This is a genomic window from Chitinasiproducens palmae, from assembly GCF_900095735.1.
GTDB lineage: Bacteria > Pseudomonadota > Gammaproteobacteria > Burkholderiales > Burkholderiaceae > Chitinasiproducens > Chitinasiproducens palmae.
This window is the reverse complement of the sequence record NZ_FNLO01000006.1, coordinates 36,122-59,959: the sequence shown is the minus strand read 5'-3', so window position 1 is coordinate 59,959 and position 23,838 is coordinate 36,122. Positions and strand designations below refer to the sequence as shown.

General features: G+C 66.9%; 17 protein-coding genes and 1 pseudogene. 15 read left to right on the top strand and 3 right to left on the bottom strand.

Translation table 11 applies throughout. The features are described from left to right. Nucleotide 1: 1 nt before the first annotated feature. A complete protein-coding gene (locus tag BLU54_RS11205) occupies nt 2–4,207 on the top strand; it encodes a bifunctional nitrate reductase/sulfite reductase flavoprotein subunit alpha (protein WP_091908141.1) in 4,206 nt (1,401 codons plus the stop codon). Here BLU54_RS11205 and BLU54_RS11200 read toward each other — a convergent pair. Beyond that, on the bottom strand, nt 4,201–4,986 hold the full coding sequence (locus tag BLU54_RS11200) for a TetR/AcrR family transcriptional regulator C-terminal domain-containing protein (protein ID WP_091908138.1): 786 nt from the start codon (nt 4,984–4,986) through the stop codon (nt 4,201–4,203). The two genes, BLU54_RS11205 and BLU54_RS11200, sit on opposite strands and share 7 nt — an antisense overlap. A gap of 88 nt (nt 4,987–5,074) precedes the next feature. Between BLU54_RS11200 and BLU54_RS11195 the strand changes: the two genes are divergently transcribed. From BLU54_RS11195 to BLU54_RS11160, 8 genes are all read left to right on the top strand, one after another. Then, a complete protein-coding gene (locus BLU54_RS11195; protein ID WP_091908137.1) occupies nt 5,075–6,424 on the top strand; it encodes a TCR/Tet family MFS transporter in 1,350 nt (449 codons plus the stop codon). An 89-nt stretch (nt 6,425–6,513) separates the two neighbouring features. After that, a complete protein-coding gene (locus BLU54_RS11190) occupies nt 6,514–7,236 on the top strand; it encodes a GntR family transcriptional regulator (protein WP_091908134.1) in 723 nt (240 codons plus the stop codon). Nucleotides 7,237–7,465: 229 nt separating this feature from the next. Next, entirely contained in the window at nt 7,466–8,632 is a 1,167-nt protein-coding gene (locus tag BLU54_RS11185; RefSeq protein WP_091908533.1) for a mandelate racemase/muconate lactonizing enzyme family protein, read from the top strand. An 80-nt stretch (nt 8,633–8,712) separates the two neighbouring features. Next, entirely contained in the window at nt 8,713–9,585 is an 873-nt protein-coding gene (ehuB, locus tag BLU54_RS11180; protein ID WP_091908132.1) for an ectoine/hydroxyectoine ABC transporter substrate-binding protein EhuB, read from the top strand. Nucleotides 9,586–9,615: 30 nt separating this feature from the next. Next, a complete protein-coding gene (locus BLU54_RS11175; protein WP_091908130.1) occupies nt 9,616–10,272 on the top strand; it encodes an amino acid ABC transporter permease in 657 nt (218 codons plus the stop codon). Then, the gene (locus tag BLU54_RS11170) at nt 10,265–10,921 is read left to right on the top strand and encodes an amino acid ABC transporter permease (protein ID WP_091908128.1); all 657 of its coding nucleotides are present in this window, start codon (nt 10,265–10,267) and stop codon (nt 10,919–10,921) included. Before BLU54_RS11175 ends, BLU54_RS11170 begins: the two co-directional genes overlap by 8 nt. 10 nt (nt 10,922–10,931) lie before the next feature. Further along, nucleotides 10,932–11,690 (top strand): amino acid ABC transporter ATP-binding protein, encoded by a 759-nt coding sequence (locus tag BLU54_RS11165; protein WP_091908126.1) that lies wholly within the window; start codon nt 10,932–10,934, stop codon nt 11,688–11,690. A gap of 272 nt (nt 11,691–11,962) precedes the next feature. Then, nucleotides 11,963–12,541 (top strand): NADPH-dependent FMN reductase, encoded by a 579-nt coding sequence (locus BLU54_RS11160; RefSeq protein WP_091908124.1) that lies wholly within the window; start codon nt 11,963–11,965, stop codon nt 12,539–12,541. Nucleotides 12,542–12,583: 42 nt separating this feature from the next. Here BLU54_RS11160 and BLU54_RS11155 read toward each other — a convergent pair. Continuing rightward, a pseudogene (locus BLU54_RS11155) lies at nt 12,584–13,405 on the bottom strand (FecCD family ABC transporter permease); the annotation flags it as partial. Nucleotides 13,406–13,853: 448 nt separating this feature from the next. Here BLU54_RS11155 and BLU54_RS11150 point away from each other — a divergent pair. From BLU54_RS11150 to BLU54_RS11135, 4 genes are all read left to right on the top strand, one after another. Beyond that, entirely contained in the window at nt 13,854–14,927 is a 1,074-nt protein-coding gene (locus tag BLU54_RS11150; RefSeq protein ID WP_091908120.1) for an ABC transporter substrate-binding protein, read from the top strand. Nucleotides 14,928–14,964: 37 nt separating this feature from the next. Beyond that, a complete protein-coding gene (locus tag BLU54_RS11145) occupies nt 14,965–16,044 on the top strand; it encodes a hypothetical protein (protein WP_091908118.1) in 1,080 nt (359 codons plus the stop codon). 44 nt (nt 16,045–16,088) lie between these two features. Further along, a complete protein-coding gene (locus BLU54_RS11140) occupies nt 16,089–17,633 on the top strand; it encodes an AMP-binding protein (protein WP_091908116.1) in 1,545 nt (514 codons plus the stop codon). A 799-nt stretch (nt 17,634–18,432) separates the two neighbouring features. Further along, nucleotides 18,433–19,914: a SulP family inorganic anion transporter gene (locus BLU54_RS11135; RefSeq protein ID WP_091908114.1), complete on the top strand. Its 1,482-nt coding sequence runs from the start codon at nt 18,433–18,435 to the stop codon at nt 19,912–19,914. Between the two features lie 54 nt (nt 19,915–19,968). On the opposite strand, the gene BLU54_RS11130 is transcribed toward BLU54_RS11135, so the two are convergent. Further along, nucleotides 19,969–20,619 carry a TetR family transcriptional regulator gene (locus BLU54_RS11130; protein WP_091908112.1) on the bottom strand — a complete coding sequence of 217 codons (651 nt, stop codon included), beginning with the start codon at nt 20,617–20,619 and terminating at the stop codon, nt 19,969–19,971. 667 nt (nt 20,620–21,286) lie between these two features. On the opposite strand from BLU54_RS11130, the gene BLU54_RS11120 reads away from it, so the two are divergent. Further along, on the top strand, nt 21,287–22,411 hold the full coding sequence (locus BLU54_RS11120; protein WP_091908108.1) for an LLM class flavin-dependent oxidoreductase: 1,125 nt from the start codon (nt 21,287–21,289) through the stop codon (nt 22,409–22,411). A 33-nt stretch (nt 22,412–22,444) separates the two neighbouring features. Next, nucleotides 22,445–23,776, top strand: coding sequence for an LLM class flavin-dependent oxidoreductase (locus BLU54_RS11115; RefSeq protein WP_091908107.1), 1,332 nt, complete (start codon nt 22,445–22,447; stop codon nt 23,774–23,776). The last annotated feature ends 62 nt before the right edge of the window (nt 23,777–23,838 follow it).

Here is a 23,838-nt window from a genome sequence, read left to right as displayed (position 1 = left end):
CATGACGCAAGCGCCGAACGAGGTATCGACGGTCTGCCCGTATTGCGGCGTCGGGTGCGGCATGACGCTCCATGTCGAACGCGGCGAAGTGGTGCGCGTGAGCGGCGACAAGCGGCATCCGGCCAATCGCGGGCGCCTGTGCACCAAGGGCCTGTCCGCCCATATTCCATTGCGGAACTCAGGGCGGCTCGAACAGGCGTTCATCCGGCGCGAACGGGGCGTCGATCCGCTGCCGTTGCCGATCGGGCAGGCCGTGGCCGAAACCGGGCGCCGCCTGCGTGCGCTCGTCGACTTGCACGGACCGGACGCCGTTGCCTTCTACGTGTCCGGCCAGTTGTCGTTGGAAGCACAGTACCTCGTCAACAAGCTCGCCAAGGGCTACATCCGTACCCGGCACGTGGAGGCGAACTCGCGGCTGTGCATGGCGAGCGCGAGCACGGGCTACAAGCTGTCACTGGGCGCGGACGCGCCGCCGGGTTCCTACGACGACATCGACGCCGCCGATCTGTTCCTGGTGATCGGCGCGAACATGGCGGATTGCCATCCGATTCTGTTCCTGCGGATGATGGACCGCGTGAAGGCCGGCGCACGCCTGGTCGTCGTCGATCCGCGGCGCACGGCCACCGCCGACAAGGCCGACCTCCATCTCGCGATTGCGCCGGGTACCGACCTGGCGTTGCTCAACGGCCTGCTGCACCTGTTGGTCCGCGACGGGCACATCGATCGCGACTTCATCGAGGCCCATACCGAGGGCTGGGACGCGATGCCGCCGTTCCTTGCCGACTACGCGCCCGCGCGCGTGGCCGAGATCACCGGTATCGCCGTGGACACCATCGAACAGGTCGCGCGCTGGCTCGCGGAGGCGGGCGAGTGGCTGAGCCTGTGGACGATGGGCTTGAATCAAAGCACGAACGGGACGTTTCATACCAACGCCCTGTGCAACCTGCATCTCGCCACCGGACGCATCTGCAGGCGCGGCAGCGGGCCGTTCTCGCTGACCGGACAACCCAATGCGATGGGTGGCCGCGAGATGGGCTATATGGGCCCCGGCCTGCCGGGGCAGCGCTCGTCGTCGGACGCCGACGATCGCGCCCAGGTCGAGAAACTGTGGTCGCTGGCGCCCGGCACGCTGCGCGCGGACCCGGGCGACGGCACCATCGACATGTTCGAACGCATGCGTGACGGCGAGATCAAGGCGTGCTGGATCATCTGCACCAACCCGGTGGCCAGTGTCCCCAACCGGCAGACGGTGCTCGACGCACTGCGCACGGCGGAGCTGGTCGTCGCCCAGGACGGTTTCCTCGACACGGAGACGAACCGCTACGCCGACATCCTGTTGCCGGCGGCGCTGTGGGCGGAAGGCGAGGGCGTGATGGTCAATTCCGAACGCAACATGACGCTGATGCAACGGGCCGTCGCGCCGCCGGGCGACGCGCTGCCGGACTGGCAGCTGATCGCTGCCGTGGCGCGCGAGATGGGCTATGGCGACGCGTTCGCCTATGCGAATGCCTCGGCGGTTTTCGACGAGATCGTCGGCGCGTCGAATCCCCGCACGGGTTACCTTCTGGACGGCGCAAGTCATGCGCGTCTGCGCGAGGGGCCGGTGCAGTGGCCATGCCGGCGCGACGCGTCGCGCAGTCCGATTCGCTACGTCGATGGCGCGGGGCAACTGCGGTTCCCGACGCAGAGCGGCAGGGCACGCTTCCACGCGCGCGCCTGGACGCCGCCAGCGGAGGCCTGCAACGACGAACGACCGTTGGTTCTCAACACAGGTCGACTCCAGCATCAATGGCACACGTTGACGAAAACGGGCAAGGTGCCGACGCTGAATCGCCTCGACCCCGCGCCGTTCATCGAATTGCACCCGACCGATGCGGCGGCGCGTGGCATCGTCGCGGGCGACGGCGCGACGATCACGTCGGCGCGGGGCAGCATCCGACTGACCGCGCGGCTCAGCGAGCGCGTGCAGCCTGGTCAGGCTTTCGCGCCGATGCATTGGAACGACGTCTACGGCGATGCGTTGTGCGTCAATGCGCTCACCCAGGACGCGGTCGATCCGCTGTCTAAGCAACCCGAGTTCAAGTTCTGCGCGGTGTCGATCGAACGCGCGACGCGGCCGGCCGACTTCCCCGGCGATGCAGATGCTTCTCCTGTCGGACCCGCGTCCACCGCCGCGACGCGTCACCCCGCAGCGACCTCGAGCGGGCGCCGGACGAGGCAACCAGGCCGCGCCGCGCGCACGCCTTCATCCACGCACCCTGCCACCGCCGAGAATGCGATGCTGTCGAATACAGGCGAAGCCTTGGCCGATCTGCTCGGCCTGCCACCCGTCGCGCCGCCCTTGACGGACCAGGAACGCCTCTATCTGGCCGGCTTCAGCCGTGGTCTGCAGTCGCCACACGCGCAGCCGGGCGTGCCGATGCTGCCGGCCGATGCGCCGTTGTCCGTCGCCGCGCGGCTGTGGGCGGCGGGACTGCTTGCGGGTCTGCATGCGCGCGCGCCGCTGGTGGCGTGCTCATCGCCGGCAATGCAGGACGGGCATGCTGATGCGCCCGTGGGCCTGGCGCGCCACGGCGAAGGCGCGGGCCGGCAAGCGGCGACCCGACCGAGAGTGCTGCTGCTGTGGGCGTCGCAGACCGGTAACGCCGAAGCACTGGCCGAGCGCTTCGCGATGCAACTGGTCGACAACGGCTTCGACATCCGCACGCACGCGATGTCGGAGCTGGCGCCGGCGGCCTTGCCGAAGGACCGGCACCTGCTGCTGCTGACCAGCACGTTTGGCGATGGCGACGCACCTGACGATGCGCAGTCGTTCTGGCGATCCCTGGCGGCCCCGGACATGCCTCGCCTGGACGGCGCAACCTTCGCGGTGTTGGCGCTGGGCGACCGCAACTACGACGACTTCTGCGCGTTCGGCCGGCGCCTCGACGCACGGCTGGCCGAACTTGGCGGCCGGCGCCTCGCCGAACGGGTCGACTGCGATGTCGACTACGACGCGGCGGCGGGCGTATGGCTCGACCTGGCGGTGGACTCGATCAAGGCCGCGGAAGCGGCGCGCGTCGTCACCGGCGGCATTGCACCGGGAATAGCGCTGCCCGCCACCAAGGCCCGGCCACAGCCGGCGCTGGTTGTGGGGAATACGCGGCTCAATGGTCCCGGCGCCGCGAAGGACACGCGCTGCATCGCCTTGCGCAGCAGCGGCGCGGCACTCGCTTACGAGCCAGGGGACGCGCTCGGCGTGTGGCCGAGCAACTGTCCGGCTCTCGTCGACGAACTGCTGTCGGTGCTGCGACTGCGCGGCGAGAGCACGGTACGCGGGCTCGACGATGAGGACTGCCCGCTCGCCGACTTGCTGCTGCATCGCATGGAAATCGCGCGGCCCAGCCCGGCCATGTTGCAGCTGATGGCCGAGCGCGGCGGCGACGCGACGCTGCGCGGCTTGCTGGCCAGCGAACGGCGTCAGGAGCTGCGGCAATGGTTGTGGGGTCGGCAGCTTGTCGACCTGCTGCGCGAGCTGCCGATCGCATTGACGGCAGACGAGCTGGTCGCGGCGCTCGCCCGCCTGCAGCCGCGCCTGTATTCGATCGCGTCGAGTCCGGCCACGCACGGCGAGGACATTCATCTGACCGTGTCGACGGTGCGGTACGAGGCCGCGGGGCGAAGCCGCAAGGGCGTCGCGTCGACCTTTCTGGCCGAGCGCGCGACGCGGGCGTCGATCTACGTGCAGACGTCCGCGCATTTCCGATTGCCGACCGATGGCGAGACGCCGATCGTCATGATCGGGCCGGGCACCGGCATCGCGCCATTCCGTGCTTTCCTGCACGAGCGTCGTGCCCGCGGCGCGCGCGGGCGCAACTGGCTGTTCTTTGGCGAGCAGCATGCAGCCACCGATTTCTATTACCGGGACGAACTGGAAGCGATGCGCGCCGACGGCTTTCTCGATCGTCTCGACACCGCCTTCTCGCGCGACCAGACCGACAAGGTGTACGTGCAGGACCGGATGCGCGAGCAGGGCGCGACGCTGTGGCGTTGGCTGCAGGAGGGTGCGCGCCTGTACGTGTGCGGCGACGCCAGCCGCATGGCCCGGGATGTGGACGCCGCGCTGCACGACATTGCGATGCGACACGGCGGCATGTCCGACGACGCCGCGCGCGCCTGTCTCGACGGCCTGACGCGGGACAAGCGTTATCTGCGCGACATCTACTGAGCGCCGGGTCCGCGTTTGCGTCGGCGGGGCGACGGAGCCGAGGCAGTCGGCGCAGTGTCCGCGGGTGAGCCGTCCGCGGTGGCGGCGGAGCGACTGCGGTTGCCACTGCTTGTACCCGATGTCCCGCGTGTCGCGGACAAGCCGGACCTGCCGGGCCTGACCCTGTCATCCGGCGCGGCAAGCCGCGCTCGTGCGCCGTCCACCAAGAGCGCAAGTCCGGCCTCGAAGGTTGCCTCGTGACCCTGGGCCCGGTAATGGGCGAGGCCGCTGGCCAGCAGTGGAAACGCGGCGACGGCGCGGTCGAGCGTGTCGTCTTCCGGACGCTCTGCCTCGGCCTGCTCCTCGAGCACGCATCCGACCGTATAGCGGCTGATCGCCACCAGGATGTCCAGCGCTTGCGCGGGCGTGAAGCCGGCGCCGGTCAGGCAGGCCATCTGCCGTTCCGATGGCGCAAGGTCGTCCAGATTCGCTTCGGTGCCTGCATGCACCCGCGCGCCGTCGCGCCGGCTGCACAGTGCCCGCCTAAAATTGCGCGCCACCTTGAACAGGAATGCGTCCCAAGGCTCGCCGGCGGCCGGCACCCGGTCGGCATAGGCGTCGGCCAGAATGCGGTCGTTCATCGCATCCAGCAGCGCGCGACGACTCTTGAAATGCCAGTACAAGGCTGGCTGTTTGACCGCCAGGCGCTGCGCCAGCGCGCGGGTCGACAGGGCATCCAGCCCGACGTCGTCTAGCAGCGCCAGTGCGGCGTCGACGATGCGTTCGCGATCCAGTTTCATGCAGTGCTTCCGCGCGGTTGTCAGTCGATTTTATCGGTGATAAAGTACTTATCAACGATAAATTATCGGCTCGACGCATCTGGTCCGCATGCGACTCTCACTTTCAGCGGTGCTGGCGACGGCCGCGCTCGACGCAATGGGCGTCGCGCTGACGCTGCCCATTCTGCCGGCCTTGCTGCGGCAGGTCGGGCACGACGGCGCGCCGGGTTGGCGTTATGGCGGCTTCCTGGCGCTCTATGCGCTCATGCAGTTCCTGCTCTCGCCAACGCTCGGGGCGTTGTCCGACCGCCACGGTCGTCGTCCCGTGCTGCTGCTGTCCTTGCTCGGCCAGTGCGCCTCGTATCTGCTGCTCGCGCTGGCTCCCAACTTCACGCTGCTGATGCTTGGACGCGCGCTGGCAGGCGCCACTGGGGCGACCGGCGCGGTGGCGGCAGCTTACCTGGCCGACGTCACGCCGCCGGCCGGGCGCGCTCGCCGCTTCGGGCAGCTTGGCGCGTGCGTCGGGCTCGGCTACATTGCCGGCCCCGCGCTGGGCGGTGCACTCGGCGAGCACGGCGTGCGGCTGCCGTTCCTGGCCGCCGCGGCGCTCGCGCTCGTCAATGCAGCGTGGACCGCCTCGGTGCTGCGCGAATCCCGGCAGCATCTGCGTGACGAAGCACCGACGCCGGCAATGCCTCCTGCTTCGGAAGCGACGCCGATGACCTCGGCGACTGGTCACCTTGCCGGGCCGGCAGCGTGCGCCGACGCACAGCCCGCGGCCGGTTTGGACCGCACGATGCACGTTGCCCACCACCCACTCGATCCACTCGGGCCACTGCGCTGGGGCTGGCGCACGCCAGGGCTGCCGCCGCTGCTCGGGATCTACGCGATCTTCGCATTGGTCGCCGAGATTGGCGGGACCGTCTGGGTACCGTACGGAGAAGACCGCTTCGGCTGGTCGCCTTGGTCCGTCGGCGTGTCGCTTGCCTGCTTCGGCGCGTGCCACGCGCTTGTGCAAGCCTGCCTGACCGGCCCGCTTGCCGAGCGCTGGGGCGAACGGCGAACGTTGCTGCTGGGCGCCGCCGCGGACGCCAGCGCCTACCTGCTGATCGCCATTGCGTCGCAGGGCTGGATGGCGTTCGCGCTGCTGCCGCTGTTCTGTGTCGGCGGCCTGGCGGCGCCGGCACTGCAGTCACTGCTCAGCGCCAGCGTCGACGGCGCGCATCAGGGACGCCTGCAGGGACTGCTGGCGAGCACGGCGGGCCTGGTGTCGGTCGGCGGGCCGTTGACCATCAGCGTGCTGTACTTCGCCTCGCGGCACCGCATGCCCGGCCTCGTCTGGTGCGTCGGCGCCGCCTTGTACGGGCTTGGGCTGCCGCTGGCACTGCTGGCACTGCGATCCCGTTCCGCACGCTCGACGCACCCGCCACGGGCGACGCCGCCGACCGGTCAGGCGTAGTGCTGCCGTTGCGTGCTTCAGTGCCGCACGGGCAACCAGGCGTCGTGCAGGCAAGCTACACTTCGGGCTGCATTCATGGAGGTAGAGCAATGGCTCTGGTCAAAATCGAGAAGCAGACGGCGGAGACGCTGGCTGCCGACGCCATCCGCGAGTACATTTTGAGCGGGCAGATCGCGCCGGGCTCGCGGCTCACCGAAGCGTTTCTCGCCGAGCGCTTCGGCCTGTCCAGGGCGACCGTGCGCGGAGCGTTGCAGCGGATGTCGCAGGAAGGCCTGGTCCGTCTCGAACCGTATACGGGTTGGGAGACGATCAGCATCACTTCGCACGATGCCTGGGAGCTGTACACGCTGCGCGCCAGCATGGAATCGCTCGCCGCCAGCCTGGCATGCGCGAATCTGGACGACGCCGGGCGGCGGGCGCTGCGCACCGCCTATGAAGCGCTCCTCGACGCCTGCAAGGCGCAAGACAATCGCGCAGTCTCGCGCGCGGACTTCAATCTGCACCGGACCATCATCGAACTCAGCGGGCACGAGCGGCTGGCGCAGTGGTATCGCGTGGTCGAACAGCAGATCACGCTCTACATCACGTGGAGCGATTTCATCCCGCGCAATGTCTACGAGACGGTGCCGAAGCATCATGGACCGATCGTCGATGCGATCCTCGCGGGCGATGCCGGCACGGCCGCGCGTCTGTCGTCCGAGCACAACGTCGCAGCTGGCGAGAAACTCGTGTCGCATTTGAAGCGGCTCGAAGCGTCCGAGCGCAAACCGGAAAGCGCGCCGCTGCGTACGGCGCGTGCACTTGGTGCTTGACTGACCGAATTTTGTCCGCCTACACTTCGGGTCGATGGTCGACCATCGTCCATCGACCACGGGCGCGGCGATTTCGGGATGGTACGGGCAGCGCGGCGCTCCGCAGGTGGCGGCGGCGTCCGCGCGCCCAGCCAGCGGCGCGCGCTGTGTTGCGCAGCGCGCCAACCGTGTCGCGCGGGACGATGGCGAGCGACAACCGTACACAGTCAGGCATTTCAAAGGAATCCATATGAAGATCCGTGAGGTCCGCGTCTACGTGGTGCATACCGCGCGCATCCACCCGGTGGTCATCGAGGTCGAGACCGACGAAGGGGTGGTAGGCATCGGCGAGGCCGGCATTGCGTACGGCCTCGGCCAGACCGCGGTCTCCGGCATGGTCAAGGACATTGCCGAGCGTCTGTTGATCGGCAAGGACCCGATGCGCATCGAGGCGCTCTGGTCGGAGATGTACGACCACACCTTCTGGGCCAAGGGCGGCGGCGGTCCGATCGTCTTCGGCGCGATCAGCGCGATCGAGCTGGCGCTGTGGGACATCAAGGCCAAGACGCTGAACGTCCCGGTGTTCGAGCTGCTCGGCGGCAAGATCCGCGACAGCGTGCGCCTTTACGCGAACGGCTGGGGCCAGCCGCATGAGGAAGTCAAGGCGTTCGCGGACGCCGCCGAAAAGACGGTCGCCGAAGGCTTCGATGCCCTCAAGTGCTACCCGTTTGCGTATCGCGAAAGCGACGCGCGCGCCACGTCGCGTCACCCGTCGATGCGCGCGCTGGACAAGAGCGTGCTCAAGCGCTCGCTCGAAAAGCTGCGGGCGGCACGCAAGGCCGTCGGGCCGGACGTGGAAATCATGCTCGACCTGAGCGGCGGCCTCACCTGTGACGAAACCATCCGCTTCTGTCGGCAGGTCGAGGAACTGGACATCTTCTTCGTCGAAGAGCCGTGCGACCCGTACGACGTCGGCGCGATGAAGAAGATCTCCGACCAGGTGCGCATCCCGATGGCGGCCGGCGAGCGCCTGTATACGCGCTACGGCTTCCGGCCCATCATGGAGGCGCACGCGGTCGACATCATCCAGCCGGACATCACCCTCGCCGGCGGTTTCATGGAAACGAAGAAGATCGCGGCGATGGCCGAAGCCTACGACATGCGGGTCCAACCGCACGTCTGCGGCAGCCCGCTGTCGACGGCGATCGCGCTGCATCTCGACGCATGCATCCCGAATTTCGCGATCCAGGAAATCTATCCGTACTGGCAAACGATGCCGGGCTATATCGAGATCGTTGACGATGCACCCGAGGCCCGTATCAAGAACGGCCGCCTGGATATCACGGACAAACCGGGCTGGGGCGTGAACCTGCGGCAGGAAGCGATTCGTCCGTTCCTGGTGCACACGATCGCCTGAACACGCGATACTCCGTCTTGCGCTTCAAACTGGCCGCGTCGCGATGACGCGCTTCAATTCGTAGAGAAAAAAGAAAAGCCATGAAAAACCTGAACCTTCGCAAACTGGCCGGCGCACTCGCCATCGCTGCCGCGGGACTGAACGCTTCGGGGACGAGCGTCGCGGCCGAACCCGCCCTGGGTGTCGAGACCCTGAACGTGGGCATCGCCAACAACAAGCCGTGGGCGTACAAGGACACCGACGGCCAGGTCAAGGGCGTGAACGCCGACATCCTGCGCGCCGTGTTCGAGCCGCTTGGCGTCAAGCAATTCAACTTCGTGGTCGGCGATTTCGGCTCGCTGATTCCGGGCCTGCTGTCGAAGCGCTACGACGTGGTCGACTCCGGGGTGGTGATCACGCCCGCGCGTTGCAAGCTGGTGAATTTCGGTGATCCGGAACTGACCAGCCTCGACGCGCTGCTCGTCGCCAAGGGCAACCCGAAGAATCTTCACAGCTTCGCCGATGTGATCCGCAATCCGGACGTCAAGATCGGCGGCAGCCGTGGCGGCCAGCAGACCAAGAACGCGGCGACGGCCGGTGTCACCGGCGAGAAGCTGCAGCAGTTCCAGAACACCGAGACGACGGTTTCGGCGCTGCTCGCCCATCGCGTCGACGGTGTCGTGTTCACCTCGGGCACCGCGCTCAGCCTGCAGCAACGTCCGGAACTGGCCAGCCAGATCGAACGCGCGAAGCCGTTCACCGGGCTGATCGATCCGAAGACGGGCAAGGAGACCGAATCCTATATCGGCGCCGCGTTCGGCAAGGACGGCGTGAAGCTGCGCGACGCGTACAACACGCAACTGGCCAAGCTCAAGGCGGACGGCACGATCGGCAAGATCATGCGCAAGTATGGCTTCGCCGACAACGAGAAGGCGCCGGCCGGCCTGACCAGCGCCAAGGTCTGCGCGGAATAAGCAAGCGACTGAACAGGGCACGTCGAGCCGATGCACTTCACTGACATTCTTGTTGCGATCTGGGGTGGGTTCGGCGTGACGGTAACCGTCGTCGCGCTGGCTCTGCTCTATGCGATCCCGTTTGCCTTGGTGTTCGGCACGTTGCAGCACGAACTGAAGGACTGGAGACGCGCGCCGGTTACCGCGTTCATCGAGTTCTGGCGCAGCTCGCCGATCGTCGTGCTGCTGTTCGTGTTCTATTACGCGCTGCCGATGTTCCGAATCGAACTGTCGGCATTGAGCGTCGGCAGCCTGGTGCTCGGCATGAACATGGGCGGCTATGGCACGCAGGCGGTGCGCGCGGGTCTGCAGGCGGTGGACCGCGGCCAGAAGGAGGCCGCGATTGCGCTCGGTCTCTCCCCGCTGCAGGACCTGATGCTGGTGCAGCTGCCGCAGGCACTGCGCGCCGGCATTCCGACCTACGTCAATCTCTTTATCCAGTTGGTCAAGGGCACGGCGCTGGTGTCGTTGTTGAGCCTGGCCGACATGACCTACCGGGCAAAGGAGATCGCGCAGGTCACGTTCGCGCCCGCCCCCGCATACATGGGCCTGCTGCTGTCGTATTTCGTGATCTGTTATCCGCTTACCGTGCTGGGCCGCAGCCTCGAACGTCGCCACGGCGCATCCAACGCAAAGCGCAATGTTTGATCCGACCTTTCTCGTACAGGCCTTTCCGGTCATCCTGGCGTCGCTGGGCACGACGCTGTGGGTCGCCGTGGCGGCCAGTCTGCTCGCCGCGGTGCTGGGCTTCGCGCTCGAAATCCTTCGCCGTGGCAGCGGCCGCGCCAGCGCCGCGGTGCGCTTCCTGATCGACTTCATCCGGTCGACGCCGATCCTGGTCCAGATCTATTTCTTCTACTTCGTGCTGCCGCAGTGCGGCGTGACATTGCCCGCACTGTTCATCGGCGTGTTCGCGCTCGGCCTTTACTTCTCGTCTTATCTGGCGGAAGTGTTCAAGGCCGGCATCGACGCGGTGCCGCGCGGACAGAACGAGGCGGCGGTCAGCCTTGGCCTGTCGCACGCGGACACGCTGTTTCGGGTCGTGGCGCCGCAGATGCTGCGGCATATCGCGGCGCCGATGGGCAACTACTTCGTGTCGCTGCTCAAGTCCACGCCTTATCTCGCCGTCATTGCCGTGCCGGAAATGCTCGGCGCGGCGCTGGAACTGGGCTCCGACAGCTTTCGCTACGCCGAGCCGATGGTTGCGGCGGAGATCATCTTTCTGCTGCTTTCGATCGGCATTGCACAATTGGTCCGGCTGCTCGAGCTGCGCATGATGCGCTCGGCACGGCGCTGAGGAATCGACGATGAACACCATTTCGCCCGCCGCTTCCAACCACGCGGTCGCCATCCAGGGGCTCAACAAGTGGTACGGCAGCTACCATGCGCTGCGTGACATCGACCTCAACGTCGCACAAGGCGAGACCGTCGTTGTCTGCGGACCCTCCGGCTCGGGCAAGTCGACGCTGATCCGCTGCATCAATGGGCTCGAGCACCATCACAGCGGCACGATCCTCGCGAACGGCATCCGGGTCGGACAGGATGCGCGCAGCATGCGCGAAGTCCGCAAGAACACCGGCATGGTGTTCCAGCACTTCAACCTGTTCCCGCACATGACGGTGCTGCAGAACTGCATGTTGGCGCTGGTGCGCGTGCGGCGACAGTCGCGCGCCGATGCGGAGCAGGTCGCGCGTACCTTCCTGGCCCGCGTGCGCATGGACGAGCATGCGCACAAGTACCCGAGTCAACTGTCCGGCGGCCAGCAGCAGCGCGTCGCGATCGCCCGCTCGCTGTGCATCAGGCCGAGCGTCATGCTGTTCGACGAGCCGACCTCGGCACTTGATCCCGAAATGATCAAGGAAGTGCTCGACGTGATGAAGTCGCTGTCGAACGACGGCATGACGATGATCTGCGTGACCCACGAGATGGGGTTTGCCCGCGAGGTCGCCGATCGCGTCGTTTTCATGGATGCGGGTGCGATCGTCGAGGAGAACACCCCGGCGGCATTCTTCACCGCGCCCCGGCACGAGCGCAGCCGCCAGTTCCTCGCGCAACTGCTGCATTGAGCGGTTTGTGGCGCGCGTCGCGGCGGAATCACGGCACGAGCCGGTCGCCCGGTCAGGGGCGCGGCGGGCGCCGCATCGATTCGGCTGCATGCCGACGGTGCGGCCGATGACGGGAAGGAAGTTCGGCGAGCCGTGCGAACCCGGTCGCGGCGCGCCATCGAACTCCGTGTGCCCACGGACCCGCTCGATGGCTGTTCAGACGCGTCACGCGGAAACGCGCGATGATAGTGCTTGCGCCGCGGCGCTTCCGCCACTCTCACCGGGAATCTGCAATGAGCACTGAACGTCCCCTGCATTTCGTCACCTTGCTGGGCAGCTTGCGCCACGGCTCGTACAACGCCGCGATCGCCCGCGCGCTGCCCGAACTGGCACCGGCGGGCGTGACCCTCTCGCCGCTTGGTTCAGTGGGCGATTTCCCGCTTTACGACGCCGACGTGCAGGCCGAAGGGTTCCCGGCACCGGTGCTCGCGATGGCGGATCAGATTCGCGCGGCCGACGGCGTGATCGTGGTCACGCCGGAATACAATTATTCGATCCCGGGCGGCCTCAAGAATGCCATCGACTGGCTGTCGCGGGTCTCGCCGCCGCCGTTCGCGGGCAAGCCACTGGCCATCCAGACCGCGTCGCCAGGTGCCTTGGGCGGCGCGCGCGCGCAGTATCATCTGCGCCAGACCTGCGTGTTCCTCGACGCGCTGGTGCTGAACAAGCCGGAGGTGATGGTGGGCCAGGTCGCGTCGAAGGTCGATGCCGAAACGTTGACCCTGACCGATGCCTCGACGCGTGAGTTCATCGCGGGGCAACTGAAGGTTTTTGCCGAGTTTGCCCGCCGCGCGGCACGACCGGCGGCCTGACGCGGACGGCGGACGGCGGCCGCCAATGCGACCGCTGCGCACCTAGCGACATCGCATCAGCGCGACCAGCAAGGCGCCGCCGAACAGCGACGTGACGATGCCGACCGGCAGGTCGTCGGGGGCGATCAGTGTGCGCGCCGCGACGTCTGCCCAAGTCAGCATCAGCGCGCCCGCCAGCGCGGCGCACGGCAGCGTGCGGCCGTGCTCGACGCCAACCAGGCGACGCGCGAGGTGCGGGGCGAGGAAGCTGACAAAGCCGACAAAGCCGACAAAGCCGACAAAGCCGACAAAGCCGACAAAGCCGACAAAGCCGATCGTGCCGCTGACTGCCATCATCGCGGCGGTCATCAGCGAGCACACCACGAACAGTTCGCGGCGCAAGCGCCCGACGTCGACGCCGAGCGTGCTGGCGGCAACGTCGCCGCTGCCGAGTGCGTTCAGTTCGCGACGCCCGGCAAGCAAGAGCAGGACGCCGGCCGCGCAAAAACACGCCGGCGTCAGCAAGCTTTCCCATCGTGCATTGCCCAGCCCACCCAGCATCCAGAACAGGACCGAGGGCGCGGCGCGTTGATCGCCGAGGTACAGCAGCAGGTTGGCGCACGACATCGGCACGAACGACACCGCCACGCCCGACAGCAGCAGCCGTTGCGGATCGACCCGGCCGGCTCGCATGCCGAGCAGCACGGTCATGCCGGTCGCGCCCAGTGCACCGACGAAGGCGGTGGCCGGCAGCGTCAACGGGCCGAGCGCCGCGCCGAGCGCCGCGCCGGAACTCACGCCAAACAGATGCGGCTCGGCGAGCCGATTGCGCGTGGCCGCCTGCAACGCCACGCCGACACTGGCCAATGGTGAGCCGGCGACGGCTCCGGCCGCGCGTGCAACACCGGCTGACGCGAGCCACGGCTGTACGCGTCACAGGTGCCACGCGCGCCGCTGCCGTGGCGAGCCGAGGTGGCGCCGGCAGCGTGCGCGCCTCGGCAGGCCTGATCGCACCGGAGCGGCCCAGGTGCGTGGCGCCAGCTTCTTGGGGGCCCGAACGCGCCAATTTCTACACAAACGCGCGCACGTATCACCATCCTGGTGCGTGATGCGACGTCTCGCGCATGGCGACTACTCCGCATCCCGACGGTTGCGCAAAGAAGAACGACTGCTTATCCATTGGATAAGCCAGCAAAGGATTAAGGCCACGCGCTTTTTTGCATGCTTAGTCTTTGTTCACGCGGTCGAGCAGGCGCCGCGGCCGTTGCCGGGCCGGCACGTGCGACGCCGACCCGTCTTCCTGAAGCGAGTATCGAGCGAGAGAGCGGACACCATGTCGAAGCATCGAGATGCACTTGTTTCCCGGGAACGCAGGCAGTTCCTCGCAGGCGCGACCGGCCTGGCGGTAGCCGCCAGCGCGCCGGCGATTCTGCACAGTCGGTCCGCACACGCCGCCGACAAGCGCATGACGCTGGTCAGTTGGGGCGGCGCGTATCGTCAGGCCGTCGAAGAAGCGTTGGTCAAGCCTTTTTCAAAGGCGGAAGGCGTGCAGGTGACCATTGTCGACACGCCCGATCTGGCCAAGCTCCGCGCGCAGGTCAGCACCAATAACGTTCAGTGGGACGTATTCGATGCGCCCAACGCGCTCGGCGTGGCCGGCGCCAATGCCGGTCTGTGGGAACCGCTCGACCTGTCGCTGTTCGATCGAAGCGACCTGGTGATCGACATCAAGAACAACCTGCTGCCCTGGTACGTGTTCGTCGGCGGCATCGCCTGGGACCCGAAGAAATATCCGGAGGGCAAGCATCCACGCAACTTCCGCGAATACTTCGACGCCAAGGCGTTTCCGGGCCGGCGCACGTTCCGGAACCGACCGAGCGAAACGCTGGAGGCGGCACTGCTGGCCGACGGCGTCTCGCCGAAACACCTGTACCCGCTGGATGTCGATCGCGCGTTCAAGGTGCTCGACCGGATCAAGCCGCACGTCGTGAAATGGATCGACCAGACCCCGCAGACGCTCAGCCTGTTGCAGACCGGCGAGACCGACTTCAGTTACACGTATGCGTCGCGCGTCAAGCCCGCCAAGGCCAGCGGGCAGTCGGTCGACTTCTCGTTCGACCAGACGATCAACGGGTTCGAATATCTGGCCGTCGTGAAGAATGCGCCGAACAAGGCGAACGCGATGAAATTCCTCGCGTTCGCCGCCCGTCCGGATCGGCAGGCCGCCTTCATGGAACTGCTCGGCAACACGCCCAGCAGCAAGAAGGCGCTCGGCTTGATGAGTGCCGAGAGCCGCAAGTGGATCCCGGATCTGCAGGCGCCGAACAGCGTGCTGATGGACGACGCCTGGTGGACCACGCATTTCGACGACATCACGCGTCGCTTCAAGGAGTGGGCGTTGTCCTGAGGACGCGTCCGTGACCCCAAGGTACGGAGACATACAGGTGGAAAAGAGCAAGCAAGATAGTTTCGCAGGCGAAGACCTCGACGCACTCAAGCGGCGCGCCGACATCGTCGGCAACTTCGGCTGGTCGGTGGTGTCGGGCGTGACCGCAATCGTGCTGCGGGAGAAGGGCGAGACCGCGCTGAACAACGTGTGGCGCGCGCTGATGACCGCCGAACAGTCGCATCGCTTCGTCGAGGCGCTTGAAAAGCTGGGCATCCGCAACGACCCACCCGCCGTCACGGCAGCCAAGTATCACTATTTCAGCAACACGATCGGTGGCCTGCGGCTGCAGTACATGGCCGAGTCGCCGAAGAAGGTGTGGATCCGCTATCTGCCACCGTGGGGCACGTTCCCGGGCATCTCGGCACTGGCCGTGCCTTCGTCGGTGCGGCGCACGATCCTGTCGACCTGGCACCCGCGCAACGGCGAGCTGCTCGGCTGCCCGCGACTCGGCTGGGTCGCGACCAAGTTCGTCGCGGAAGGGCATCAGTACGATGAAGGCTACTTCATGGAGTACGACCACGATCTGCGCCCGGAAGAGCGTTTCAGGGTCGAGCATGTGGCGCACACCCCGGAGTTCGATCCGGCGACGGCGCCGCAACTCGATCCGCAGGTCTGGCCCGAGGCCCGCATTGTGAAGGGCGGCGCGAACTATGCGTCGGACTACGTGACGCACGTGATCGAGGCAATCGTCGCGCAGTTCGGCATTCACGCCGCGAGTCAGATGGTTTCCTCGGCCATGAAGCTGTTGGCGGTGCAGTTCACCCCCGCACTGAAAGCGCAGACCGGCACGACGGGCAACAGCGTGGCAGCCATTGCCGAGACGTTCGCGACCATCGTCGGCGCGTTCAAGAACACCGTTCACGTCAAGGCACTCGACAACGACCGGGTCGAACTGGTGTTCGACAGCTTCAAACCGTTCCCCTTCCTCGACGCGCCCGCGATGCGCAACGCGGTATTCGATTTCTTCGAGATGAGCGTCAGGACGCTGAATGGTCATGTGCGTATCGAGCGGCGAAACCAGCCCGACGGTACGGAGCATTGGACGCTCACCGATACCCATGCCTGGCTGTGGTGATGACGACACGACATTTACATCGACCCGTTGCGAGGTGACCTTCGATGGCCCATTTCTCGGCGGATGACAACATCCCCCGCCTGCTGCGCACATGCGCGCGCGACAACCCTGCGCATGTGTTCTGCCGCTCCGGCGACGAAACGGTTACCTACGCGGCCCTGAACACGCGGGTCAACCGGCTCGCCGCAGGCTTCGATGCCGCGGGCGTGCGCGCTGGCGATCGCGTCGCGGTGATGCTCGAGCACCACATCGACCATGCGCTGACCTTCTTTGCGCTGTGCAAGGGTGGCGCGGTGCAGGTGCCGGTCAACGTCCATCTGAAGGGCGCTGCGCTGACGCACGTGCTGACGCATTCGGACCCGGCGTTCGTGGTGGCGGACCTATCGTTTCGCGCAGCGCTCGCGCCGATCCTCCAGGCGCGGCCGGCGCTGCGCGTGATCTGGCGCGGCAGCGGCGAGGAAGGCGAGCTGGCATTCGAACGCCTGGCGGACAACCCGAGCGATGCGGAGCCGGCAGTGCGGAGCGACGACAGCGACCTGCGTGCGATTCTCTACACGTCCGGTACGACGGGGCCCGCGAAGGGCGTGCAGATGAGCGACCGCATGTATCGCGCGGCCGCCCTCGGCGCGTCATGGATCGGCTCGATCACGCCGGGCAGCGTATTGCATTTCTGGGATCCGATCTACCACGTGTTCGGCAGCGAAGTGCTGGTGATGGCGCTGATGCAGCCGATCACCCTTGCATTCGTGCCGCGCTTCAGCGCGTCGCGCTTCTGGCAGGAAGTGGCCCTGTACCAGGCGACGCATCTGCATTTCGTCGGCGGGGTCTTGCAGCTCCTGCTCAAGCAGCCGCCGTCCGAGGACGACCGCGGGCACTCCATCAAGGTGGCCTGGGGTGGCGGCGCACCGGTGGAGGTCTGGAAGGCGTTCCAGGCCCGCTTCGGTGTTCCGGTGCGCGAAGGCTACGGCATGACCGAGACGTCGAGTTTCAGCCTGATCAACCTGGACGACACCGTGGGTTCGGTGGGCAAGGCGGTCGACTACTTCGACGTGGAGATTGCTGGCGACGACGGCCAGACCTTGCCGCCTGGCAGCGTCGGCGAGATACGCGTGCGGGAGCGCGAGCCGGGCACGATCACGACCGGCTATTTCCGGCAACCGGAAAAAACCGCCGAGACGCTTCGCGATGGCTGGCTCTACACCGGCGATCTTGGCCGGCAGGACGAGGCGGGCCATTTCTTCTTCCTCGGTCGCAAAAAGGATAGTCTGCGCCGACGGGGGGAGAACATTTCCGCGTGGGAGGTGGAAAACGTCGTCAACGAGCACCCGTCCGTGGAGGAAAGCGCACTGATCGGCGTCGTCAACGAGTTCGAGGACGAGGACCTGAAGCTGTTCGTCAAGCTCAAACCCGGCGGCGCGCCATTGATTCCCGCCGACTTCGTCGCATGGTGCGAGACCCGCATGGCGAAATTCCAGGTGCCGCGTTTCATCGCATTGGTCGACGAGTTCCCGAAGACGCCGACGCAGCGCATCCAGAAGCAACTGCTGTCGAAACGGACCGACGACTGTTGGGATGGCCAGAAACGTTAGCAGCACGTGACGGGCGCGGTCGCATCGGGCATCGCCGAGTCTGGCGTCGCGCGGTGCCTGCGCGGTGCCCGCGCTTCGCCCGCGCCGTGCCGGCGTCGGGCGCGCGGCATCGGTTGACCTCGCTCGCTCGCCGCCGCCGCGCTGCGGTTGCATTGCCGGTTTGATGGTCCCCGCCTGGCCCCTGGCCCCTGGCCCCTGGCCCCTGGCCCCCGGGCGTCGTGCGTTCTGGCGGTGGCATGCGCCTGTCCGCACGCTGGACGCGTCGCGAGGGATCGGATAGTATCGGCCGCTTCCGGCGCAATGCCGGGCTTCCCGCCTGACGAGATTCCCATGTAGTCCTCCGCGCCGCGCCCGCCGTTGTTCAATCCGACCGACAGGCGTTCGCGCATTTGTCACTGGTCTGCCGCTTCCGCTACCTGTCCGGGCAGCCGTTTCCGCCCACGTGCGCCCCTCGCGTCCCTCGCGCCGCTTCCGCAGCGGCGTCCGCGAGCGGCGGCAGGCCAGGCGTCACGCCAGCGGCGCATGAGCCGCGCGGCCATCGCGTTTCATGCGACGACGTTCGGCGAGCGACGCTCGTGCCGCCTCGAAGCGCAGCTGCTGCCGCCGCGCGACCTGGCGTGGCACGGCACAGCGCGGCACGACGCAACGAAGCACAACGCAACGAAGCACAACATGCGGCATGCCATCGGCGCGTGGCACGGGATGTTCCCACCTCGCGCGGCGCCGTCCGTTGCGGGCTGTCGTCATGCCGATAGGGTCGGTCGGCCGCTTCCCGTCTTCTCTTTCCCGATTCCTTGCCATGCCCACACGCACCCTCCGTGACGAATGGTTTTCCAATGTTCGCGCCGATCTCCTGGCCGGGCTCGTCGTCGCGCTCGCGCTGATTCCCGAAGCGCTCGCCTTCTCGATCATTGCCGGCGTCGATCCACGCGTTGGCCTGTATGCCGCCTTCAGCATCGCGGTGGTGGCGGCCATCGCCGGCGGCCGGCCGGGCATGATCTCGGCGGCCACCGGCGCGGTGGCGCTCGTCATCGCGTCGCTGGTCCGAACGCACGGTGTCGAGTATGTGCTGGCCGCCGGCATCCTGGCGGGCATCCTGCAGATCGCCGCGGGCTACCTGAAGCTCGGGGCGTTGATGCGCTTCGTGTCGCGATCGGTCATCACCGGCTTCGTCAATGCGCTCGCGATCCTGATTTTCCTGGCGCAGTTGCCGCAATTGCGCGGCGTGCCGCCGTTGGTCTACGGCATGGTGGCGGGCGGGCTCGCGATCATCTACCTGATGCCGCGCCTGACCCGGGCCGTACCGTCGCCGCTGCTGTGCATCGTGGTGCTGACGGCGCTTTCGATCGCGATGGGTTGGCACCTGCCGACGGTCGGCGACATGGGCGCCTTCCCCGACCGGCTGCCGACCCTTGCGCTCCCAGCCGTGCCTTACACGCTCGACACGTTGCGGATCGTGTTCCCGTATTCGGCCGCCATCGCGGCGGTGGGCCTGCTGGAATCGCTGATGACCGCGGCCATTGTCGACGACTTCACCGATACGGCGAGCAGCAAGAACCGCGAGTGCCGGGGGCAGGGCCTGGCCAACATCGTGGCGGGGTTCCTCGGAGGCATGCCGGGCTGCGCGATGATCGGACAGACCATCATCAATCTGAAATCCGGCGGCCGCGGCCGCCTGTCGACCTTCGCCGCCGGCGTCTTCCTGCTGGTGCTGGTCGTGTTCCTTGGACCTTGGGTGCGTCGCATCCCGATGGCAGCGCTGGTGGCTGTCATGATCATGGTGTCGATCAGCACCTTCAACTGGCGTTCGATTGCGAATCTGCGTACCTACCCGAGGAGTTCGTCCTGCGTGATGCTGGCGACGGTCGCGGTGGTCGTCGCAACCGGCAATCTTGCAATCGGCGTGCTGGTCGGCGTGCTGCTGAGCGCGGTCTTTTTCGCCTCGAAGGTACGACGGGTTCTGAGCGTCGATTCTGCCCTCGACGCCGCCTCGTCCGTGCGCCGCTATGCGGTGCGCGGCCAGGTCTTCTTCGCCTCGTCGGCGTCGCTGTTGGCGGAGTTCGACTTCAAGGAAGCGCTGCGCGCCGTGCAGCTCGATCTGACTCACGCCCACTTCTGGGACATCACGGCGATCGAGGCCCTTGACCGCATCGTGCACAAGTTCACGCGCAACGGCATCGACGTCGAAGTGGTGGGCTTGAACCGGGCGAGCGCGACGATGGTCGAGAAGTACGCGACGCACGACAAGCCGCATGCCGCAGCGGGTGTGCCCGGGCACTGAACGCCGCGTCCGTGCCGATCGTGCCGGGCGGGGCGAACACTGCGCGCCATCCGCTCATTCCCGGCGATCTCGCTGGTCTCGCTGGTTCAGCTGGTCGATGTACGCGCGGAACATCTGTGAAAGCGCATCCGCGTAGCGCGTCATCTCGATCGGCGCCGGCGTGCTCGAAAACTCCTTGCCCACCGTGCTGAGCGTCGTGGTCAGCACGTTTCCCGCGAGGGCGCGCGTCTCCTCGGAGGCAGCCGGCAGCATCTCGCGCATGAATTTCGCGAAAATCGCTTCGCCTGCGGCACGCGCTTCCCTGGCCTCGGGCGCATCTCGATAAAGCGGCGCCGCGTCATTCAGTGCGACGCGCATCTCGGCTTCCTCGCATTCCGACCGAATGAACGCGTGGACCAGCGCATGCAGGCGCTCAGGCGCCGGCGCGTCGTCGCTTTCCAATATCTCGCGCAGCATGTTGGCGGTCTGTTGCCACTCGTCGCTCTGCAGCCGGAACAGAATCGCAGCCTTGTTCGGGAAATATTGATACACCGAGCCGATGCTGACGCCGGCTTTTTCGGCAACGCGCGCGGTCGTGAAGCGGGCCGCGCCCTCCTTGGTCAGCACCTGTGTCGCCGCCTGCAGGATGGCGGCGACCAGTCCGGTGGAGCGGGCCTGCTTGGGCTCTTTACGCGAGGCGATCTTGGGCGGGCGGCGCGGGCTCATGGCGAGATCGGTTGGGGACGACGTGGCGTGTGGCGCGACTGCGTCAACCGCAGCCAATGGCGGCGGCGCAACGCGACCAAAACATCGCATTCTAACCGTGCGACGGCATCAGTCGGACGAGGCGTCGCAGCCGCGTCGGGCGGCCGGGCTGCGCGGCATGGCAGGAGGGGAATGCGCAACGCATGTGCATCGGCGCAAGCTGCATCGCGCCGATGCGACGGCGAAACACGTTGTCCGAGGGGGCACGGGCGCGACGGCGGCTCGTGAAGCAGAAATGCAAGCGCCCGCGCGGCATCCGGGCATCGACATCGGGGCGCGCGCCTGCACCGCCGTGTTGATCACTTCGACGCGGCGAGCCCGTCGATCGCCCGTCGCGTGGCAACCGTGTGCTCGGAACCGTGTGCTCGAAACCGTGTGCATGCGCGCCGTGCACCCGTCGGCGGGCGTCATGCGAGGGGCATGCGGAGGCGTCCCGCCCGCAGAGTTTACCGGGCGATCAGGTCTCCCGTGAACCACGGATTTCGGCTTTCCTTAGCGCACGAAATGATATGCCGGTGCGTGGTCCGCGGGCTATTGACTCGCGCGCCAGATGAACTTTAAATGGTCTTTCGTGAAATGAGATTTCTTATTTAGAAATCTTTCCGGCGTCAATTTTCGAGAACGATCGATGTCTGTTGAACTCATCGGCTACGTGCCGCACACCCGTTCCACGGAGACCACGGGCCTGTGGTGGTCGGACGACTTCGACCTGTCCTACATCGAGGAAACCGCGCAGGCACACGAGGCCGCCGGGTTCGACTGGGTGCTGGTGGGACAAAGCTCGTGGGGCCCCGATCCGATGATCATCGCGGCACACGTGCTGCGGGTGACGCAACGCCTCAAGGTATTCGTCGCGCATCGACCGGGCTTCGTGCAACCGACCGTCGCGGCACGGCAGGCTGTCACGCTGCAACGGATCGCCGGGGGCGATCGCGTCGGTCTGCACATCATCACCGGCGCGCCAGGCGGTGAGTTGCAGCGCGATGGCGATACCTTGCCGGACGACGAACGCTATCGCCGCACAGCGGAGTACATCGATGTGCTGCGTCGCACGTGGGTCGAGCAAAGCCCTTTCGATCACCACGGCGCGTACTTCGAGGTGCGCCAGGGATATAGCAGCGTGCGCCCAGCCGCGGTGCCCGCCGTTAGCTTCGCCGGCTCGTCGCAAGGCGCGCTCGACGCCGGACCTGGCCGGGCCGACCGCTACATGATCTGGGGCGAGCCGCTCGCCGAAACTGGCGCCAGCATCGACACGCTCCGCCGGCTCGCACGCGAGCGCGGCCGCGACCTCGCGATCAGCGTGTCGCTGCGCGCGATCATCGGCGAGACGGAGGCACAAGCTTGGCAGAAAGCACAGGCGCTATACGACCGCGCCGAGGCGCAACTCAAGGCGTCGCGCGCAGACACTGCGACGCACCTGCAGCAAGTGGCGGCCAAGATCGATTCGGTCGGCGCCCGCAAGCTCGATGACATTGCGAAGCTCGGCGATGTGCACGACGAGCGCCTCTGGTTGGGTTTCACCCGCCTGGTCGGCCGTGGCGGCTCGACTGCCGCGCTGGTCGGCACGCGGGAGCAGGTGGTCGAGTCCTATCTGCGCTACTACGCGCTGGGCGCGCGTGCGTTCTATCTGCGCGGATGGGACATCGCCGAGGACGCGCGCGCGTATGGGCGCGACCTGATCCCCGCGCTGCGCGCCGCGATCGCCGCGGCAGACACGGCAGACACGGCGCCGGCGAGCGGCCGCCACGCGTGAATTCACATTGCGATTCCAGTTCAAAGACAAACCATGAGCAAACGTACCGGCCTCAAGCTTGGCCTCAGTGTCACGTCCAACGGCTCGCACGCGGGCGGCTGGCGCGACCCGGGCGTGCCCGCCAACTGCTCGCTCGATTTCCCGTTCTGGCGGGACCTCGCGCGTCGCGCGGAGGCGGCGAAAATTCACTTCATCTTCTTTGCCGACGGGGCGGCCGTGCGGCAGGGCGCGGACGATCCGGACCAACTGCGGTACATCGGCAAGATCGACCAGTTTGAACCGCTCACGCTGATCGCGGCACTGTCGGCCGTGACTTCGCGCATTGGCTTCGTCGCGACCGCGTCGACCACCTACAACGAGCCCTATACGATCGCGCGCAAGTATGCGTCACTCGACCATCTCAGTGGCGGACGGGTTGGCTGGAACGTGGTGACGTCCTGGAGCGAGGCCGAGGCGAAGAATTACAACCTCGAGACCTCGTTGCAGCACGACGTGCGCTACCGGCGCGCGCAGGAATTCGTCGACGTCGTCACGGGGCTGTGGAACAGCTGGGAGGACGACGCGTTCGTACGCGATCAGGTCAGCGGTGAATATGTCGACCCGACCAAGCTGCACGTGCTGAATCACAAGGGCGAGTTCTTCTCGGTGAAGGGTCCGCTGAACATCGCCCGGCCGGTGCAGGGCTTCCCGCTCATCGCGCAGGCGGGGTCGTCGGAGCCCGGCCAACAGCTCGCCGCGCGTACCGCCGATCTCGTCTACACCGCGCAGCAGGACAAAGCCGCCGCGCAGGCCTTCTACACCGGGCTGAAGGCGCGCGTGCGCGCCGAAGGTCGCGGCGCGGATTCCGTCAAGATACTGCCGGGCATCCTGCCGATCATCGGCCGCGACGAGGCCGACGCACGCGCGCGTCACCAGGCGCTGCGCGAGCGCGTCCATCCGAAGGTGATTTATGCAATGCTGGAGCCGAAGTTCGGCGACATCTCGGGCTACCCGCTCGACGGCCCGATTCCGGATCTCCCGGAGACGAACGGCATCAAGAGCATCAAGGGCCAGCTCGACGCCGCGCGCGCGAAAGGCCTGACGATTCGCGAGCTGTATGAGGCGTCGGGTGTCGGCGGGCACCGTCAGATCGTCGGCACAGCCAGCACGATTGCCGACCTGATCGAGGAGTGGTTCCAGGACGAAGCCTGCGACGGCTTCAATCTGATGCCGCCGTATTTCGGTGACGGGCTTGATGGTCTGCTGCAGTGGCTGGTGCCCGAGTTGCAGCGCCGCGGGCTGTTTCACGACGACTACACCGGGCACACCCTGCGCGAGAATCTCGGGCTCCCGCGTCCACAGCACCCGGCCGTGCGAACCCGCTGAGGAAACGGCCCTTGCGCCGCCGTGGCAGCGGCTTGCGCTGCCACGACAGGGGCACGCGTCGC

What these genes read in the sequence shown, in the direction of transcription:
- BLU54_RS11205 (WP_091908141.1), top strand. Translation starts at nt 2, where the DNA reads ATGACGCAAGCGCCGAACGAGGTATCGACGGTCTGCCCGTATTGCGGC.
- BLU54_RS11200 (WP_091908138.1), bottom strand. Translation starts at nt 4,986, where the DNA reads ATGAAACTGGATCGCGAACGCATCGTCGACGCCGCACTGGCGCTGCTA.
- BLU54_RS11195 (WP_091908137.1), top strand. Translation starts at nt 5,075, where the DNA reads ATGCGACTCTCACTTTCAGCGGTGCTGGCGACGGCCGCGCTCGACGCA.
- BLU54_RS11190 (WP_091908134.1), top strand. Translation starts at nt 6,514, where the DNA reads ATGGCTCTGGTCAAAATCGAGAAGCAGACGGCGGAGACGCTGGCTGCC.
- BLU54_RS11185 (WP_091908533.1), top strand. Translation starts at nt 7,466, where the DNA reads ATGAAGATCCGTGAGGTCCGCGTCTACGTGGTGCATACCGCGCGCATC.
- ehuB (WP_091908132.1), top strand. Translation starts at nt 8,713, where the DNA reads ATGAAAAACCTGAACCTTCGCAAACTGGCCGGCGCACTCGCCATCGCT.
- BLU54_RS11175 (WP_091908130.1), top strand. Translation starts at nt 9,616, where the DNA reads ATGCACTTCACTGACATTCTTGTTGCGATCTGGGGTGGGTTCGGCGTG.
- BLU54_RS11170 (WP_091908128.1), top strand. Translation starts at nt 10,265, where the DNA reads ATGTTTGATCCGACCTTTCTCGTACAGGCCTTTCCGGTCATCCTGGCG.
- BLU54_RS11165 (WP_091908126.1), top strand. Translation starts at nt 10,932, where the DNA reads ATGAACACCATTTCGCCCGCCGCTTCCAACCACGCGGTCGCCATCCAG.
- BLU54_RS11160 (WP_091908124.1), top strand. Translation starts at nt 11,963, where the DNA reads ATGAGCACTGAACGTCCCCTGCATTTCGTCACCTTGCTGGGCAGCTTG.
- BLU54_RS11150 (WP_091908120.1), top strand. Translation starts at nt 13,854, where the DNA reads ATGTCGAAGCATCGAGATGCACTTGTTTCCCGGGAACGCAGGCAGTTC.
- BLU54_RS11140 (WP_091908116.1), top strand. Translation starts at nt 16,089, where the DNA reads ATGGCCCATTTCTCGGCGGATGACAACATCCCCCGCCTGCTGCGCACA.
- BLU54_RS11135 (WP_091908114.1), top strand. Translation starts at nt 18,433, where the DNA reads ATGCCCACACGCACCCTCCGTGACGAATGGTTTTCCAATGTTCGCGCC.
- BLU54_RS11130 (WP_091908112.1), bottom strand. Translation starts at nt 20,619, where the DNA reads ATGAGCCCGCGCCGCCCGCCCAAGATCGCCTCGCGTAAAGAGCCCAAG.
- BLU54_RS11120 (WP_091908108.1), top strand. Translation starts at nt 21,287, where the DNA reads ATGTCTGTTGAACTCATCGGCTACGTGCCGCACACCCGTTCCACGGAG.
- BLU54_RS11115 (WP_091908107.1), top strand. Translation starts at nt 22,445, where the DNA reads ATGAGCAAACGTACCGGCCTCAAGCTTGGCCTCAGTGTCACGTCCAAC.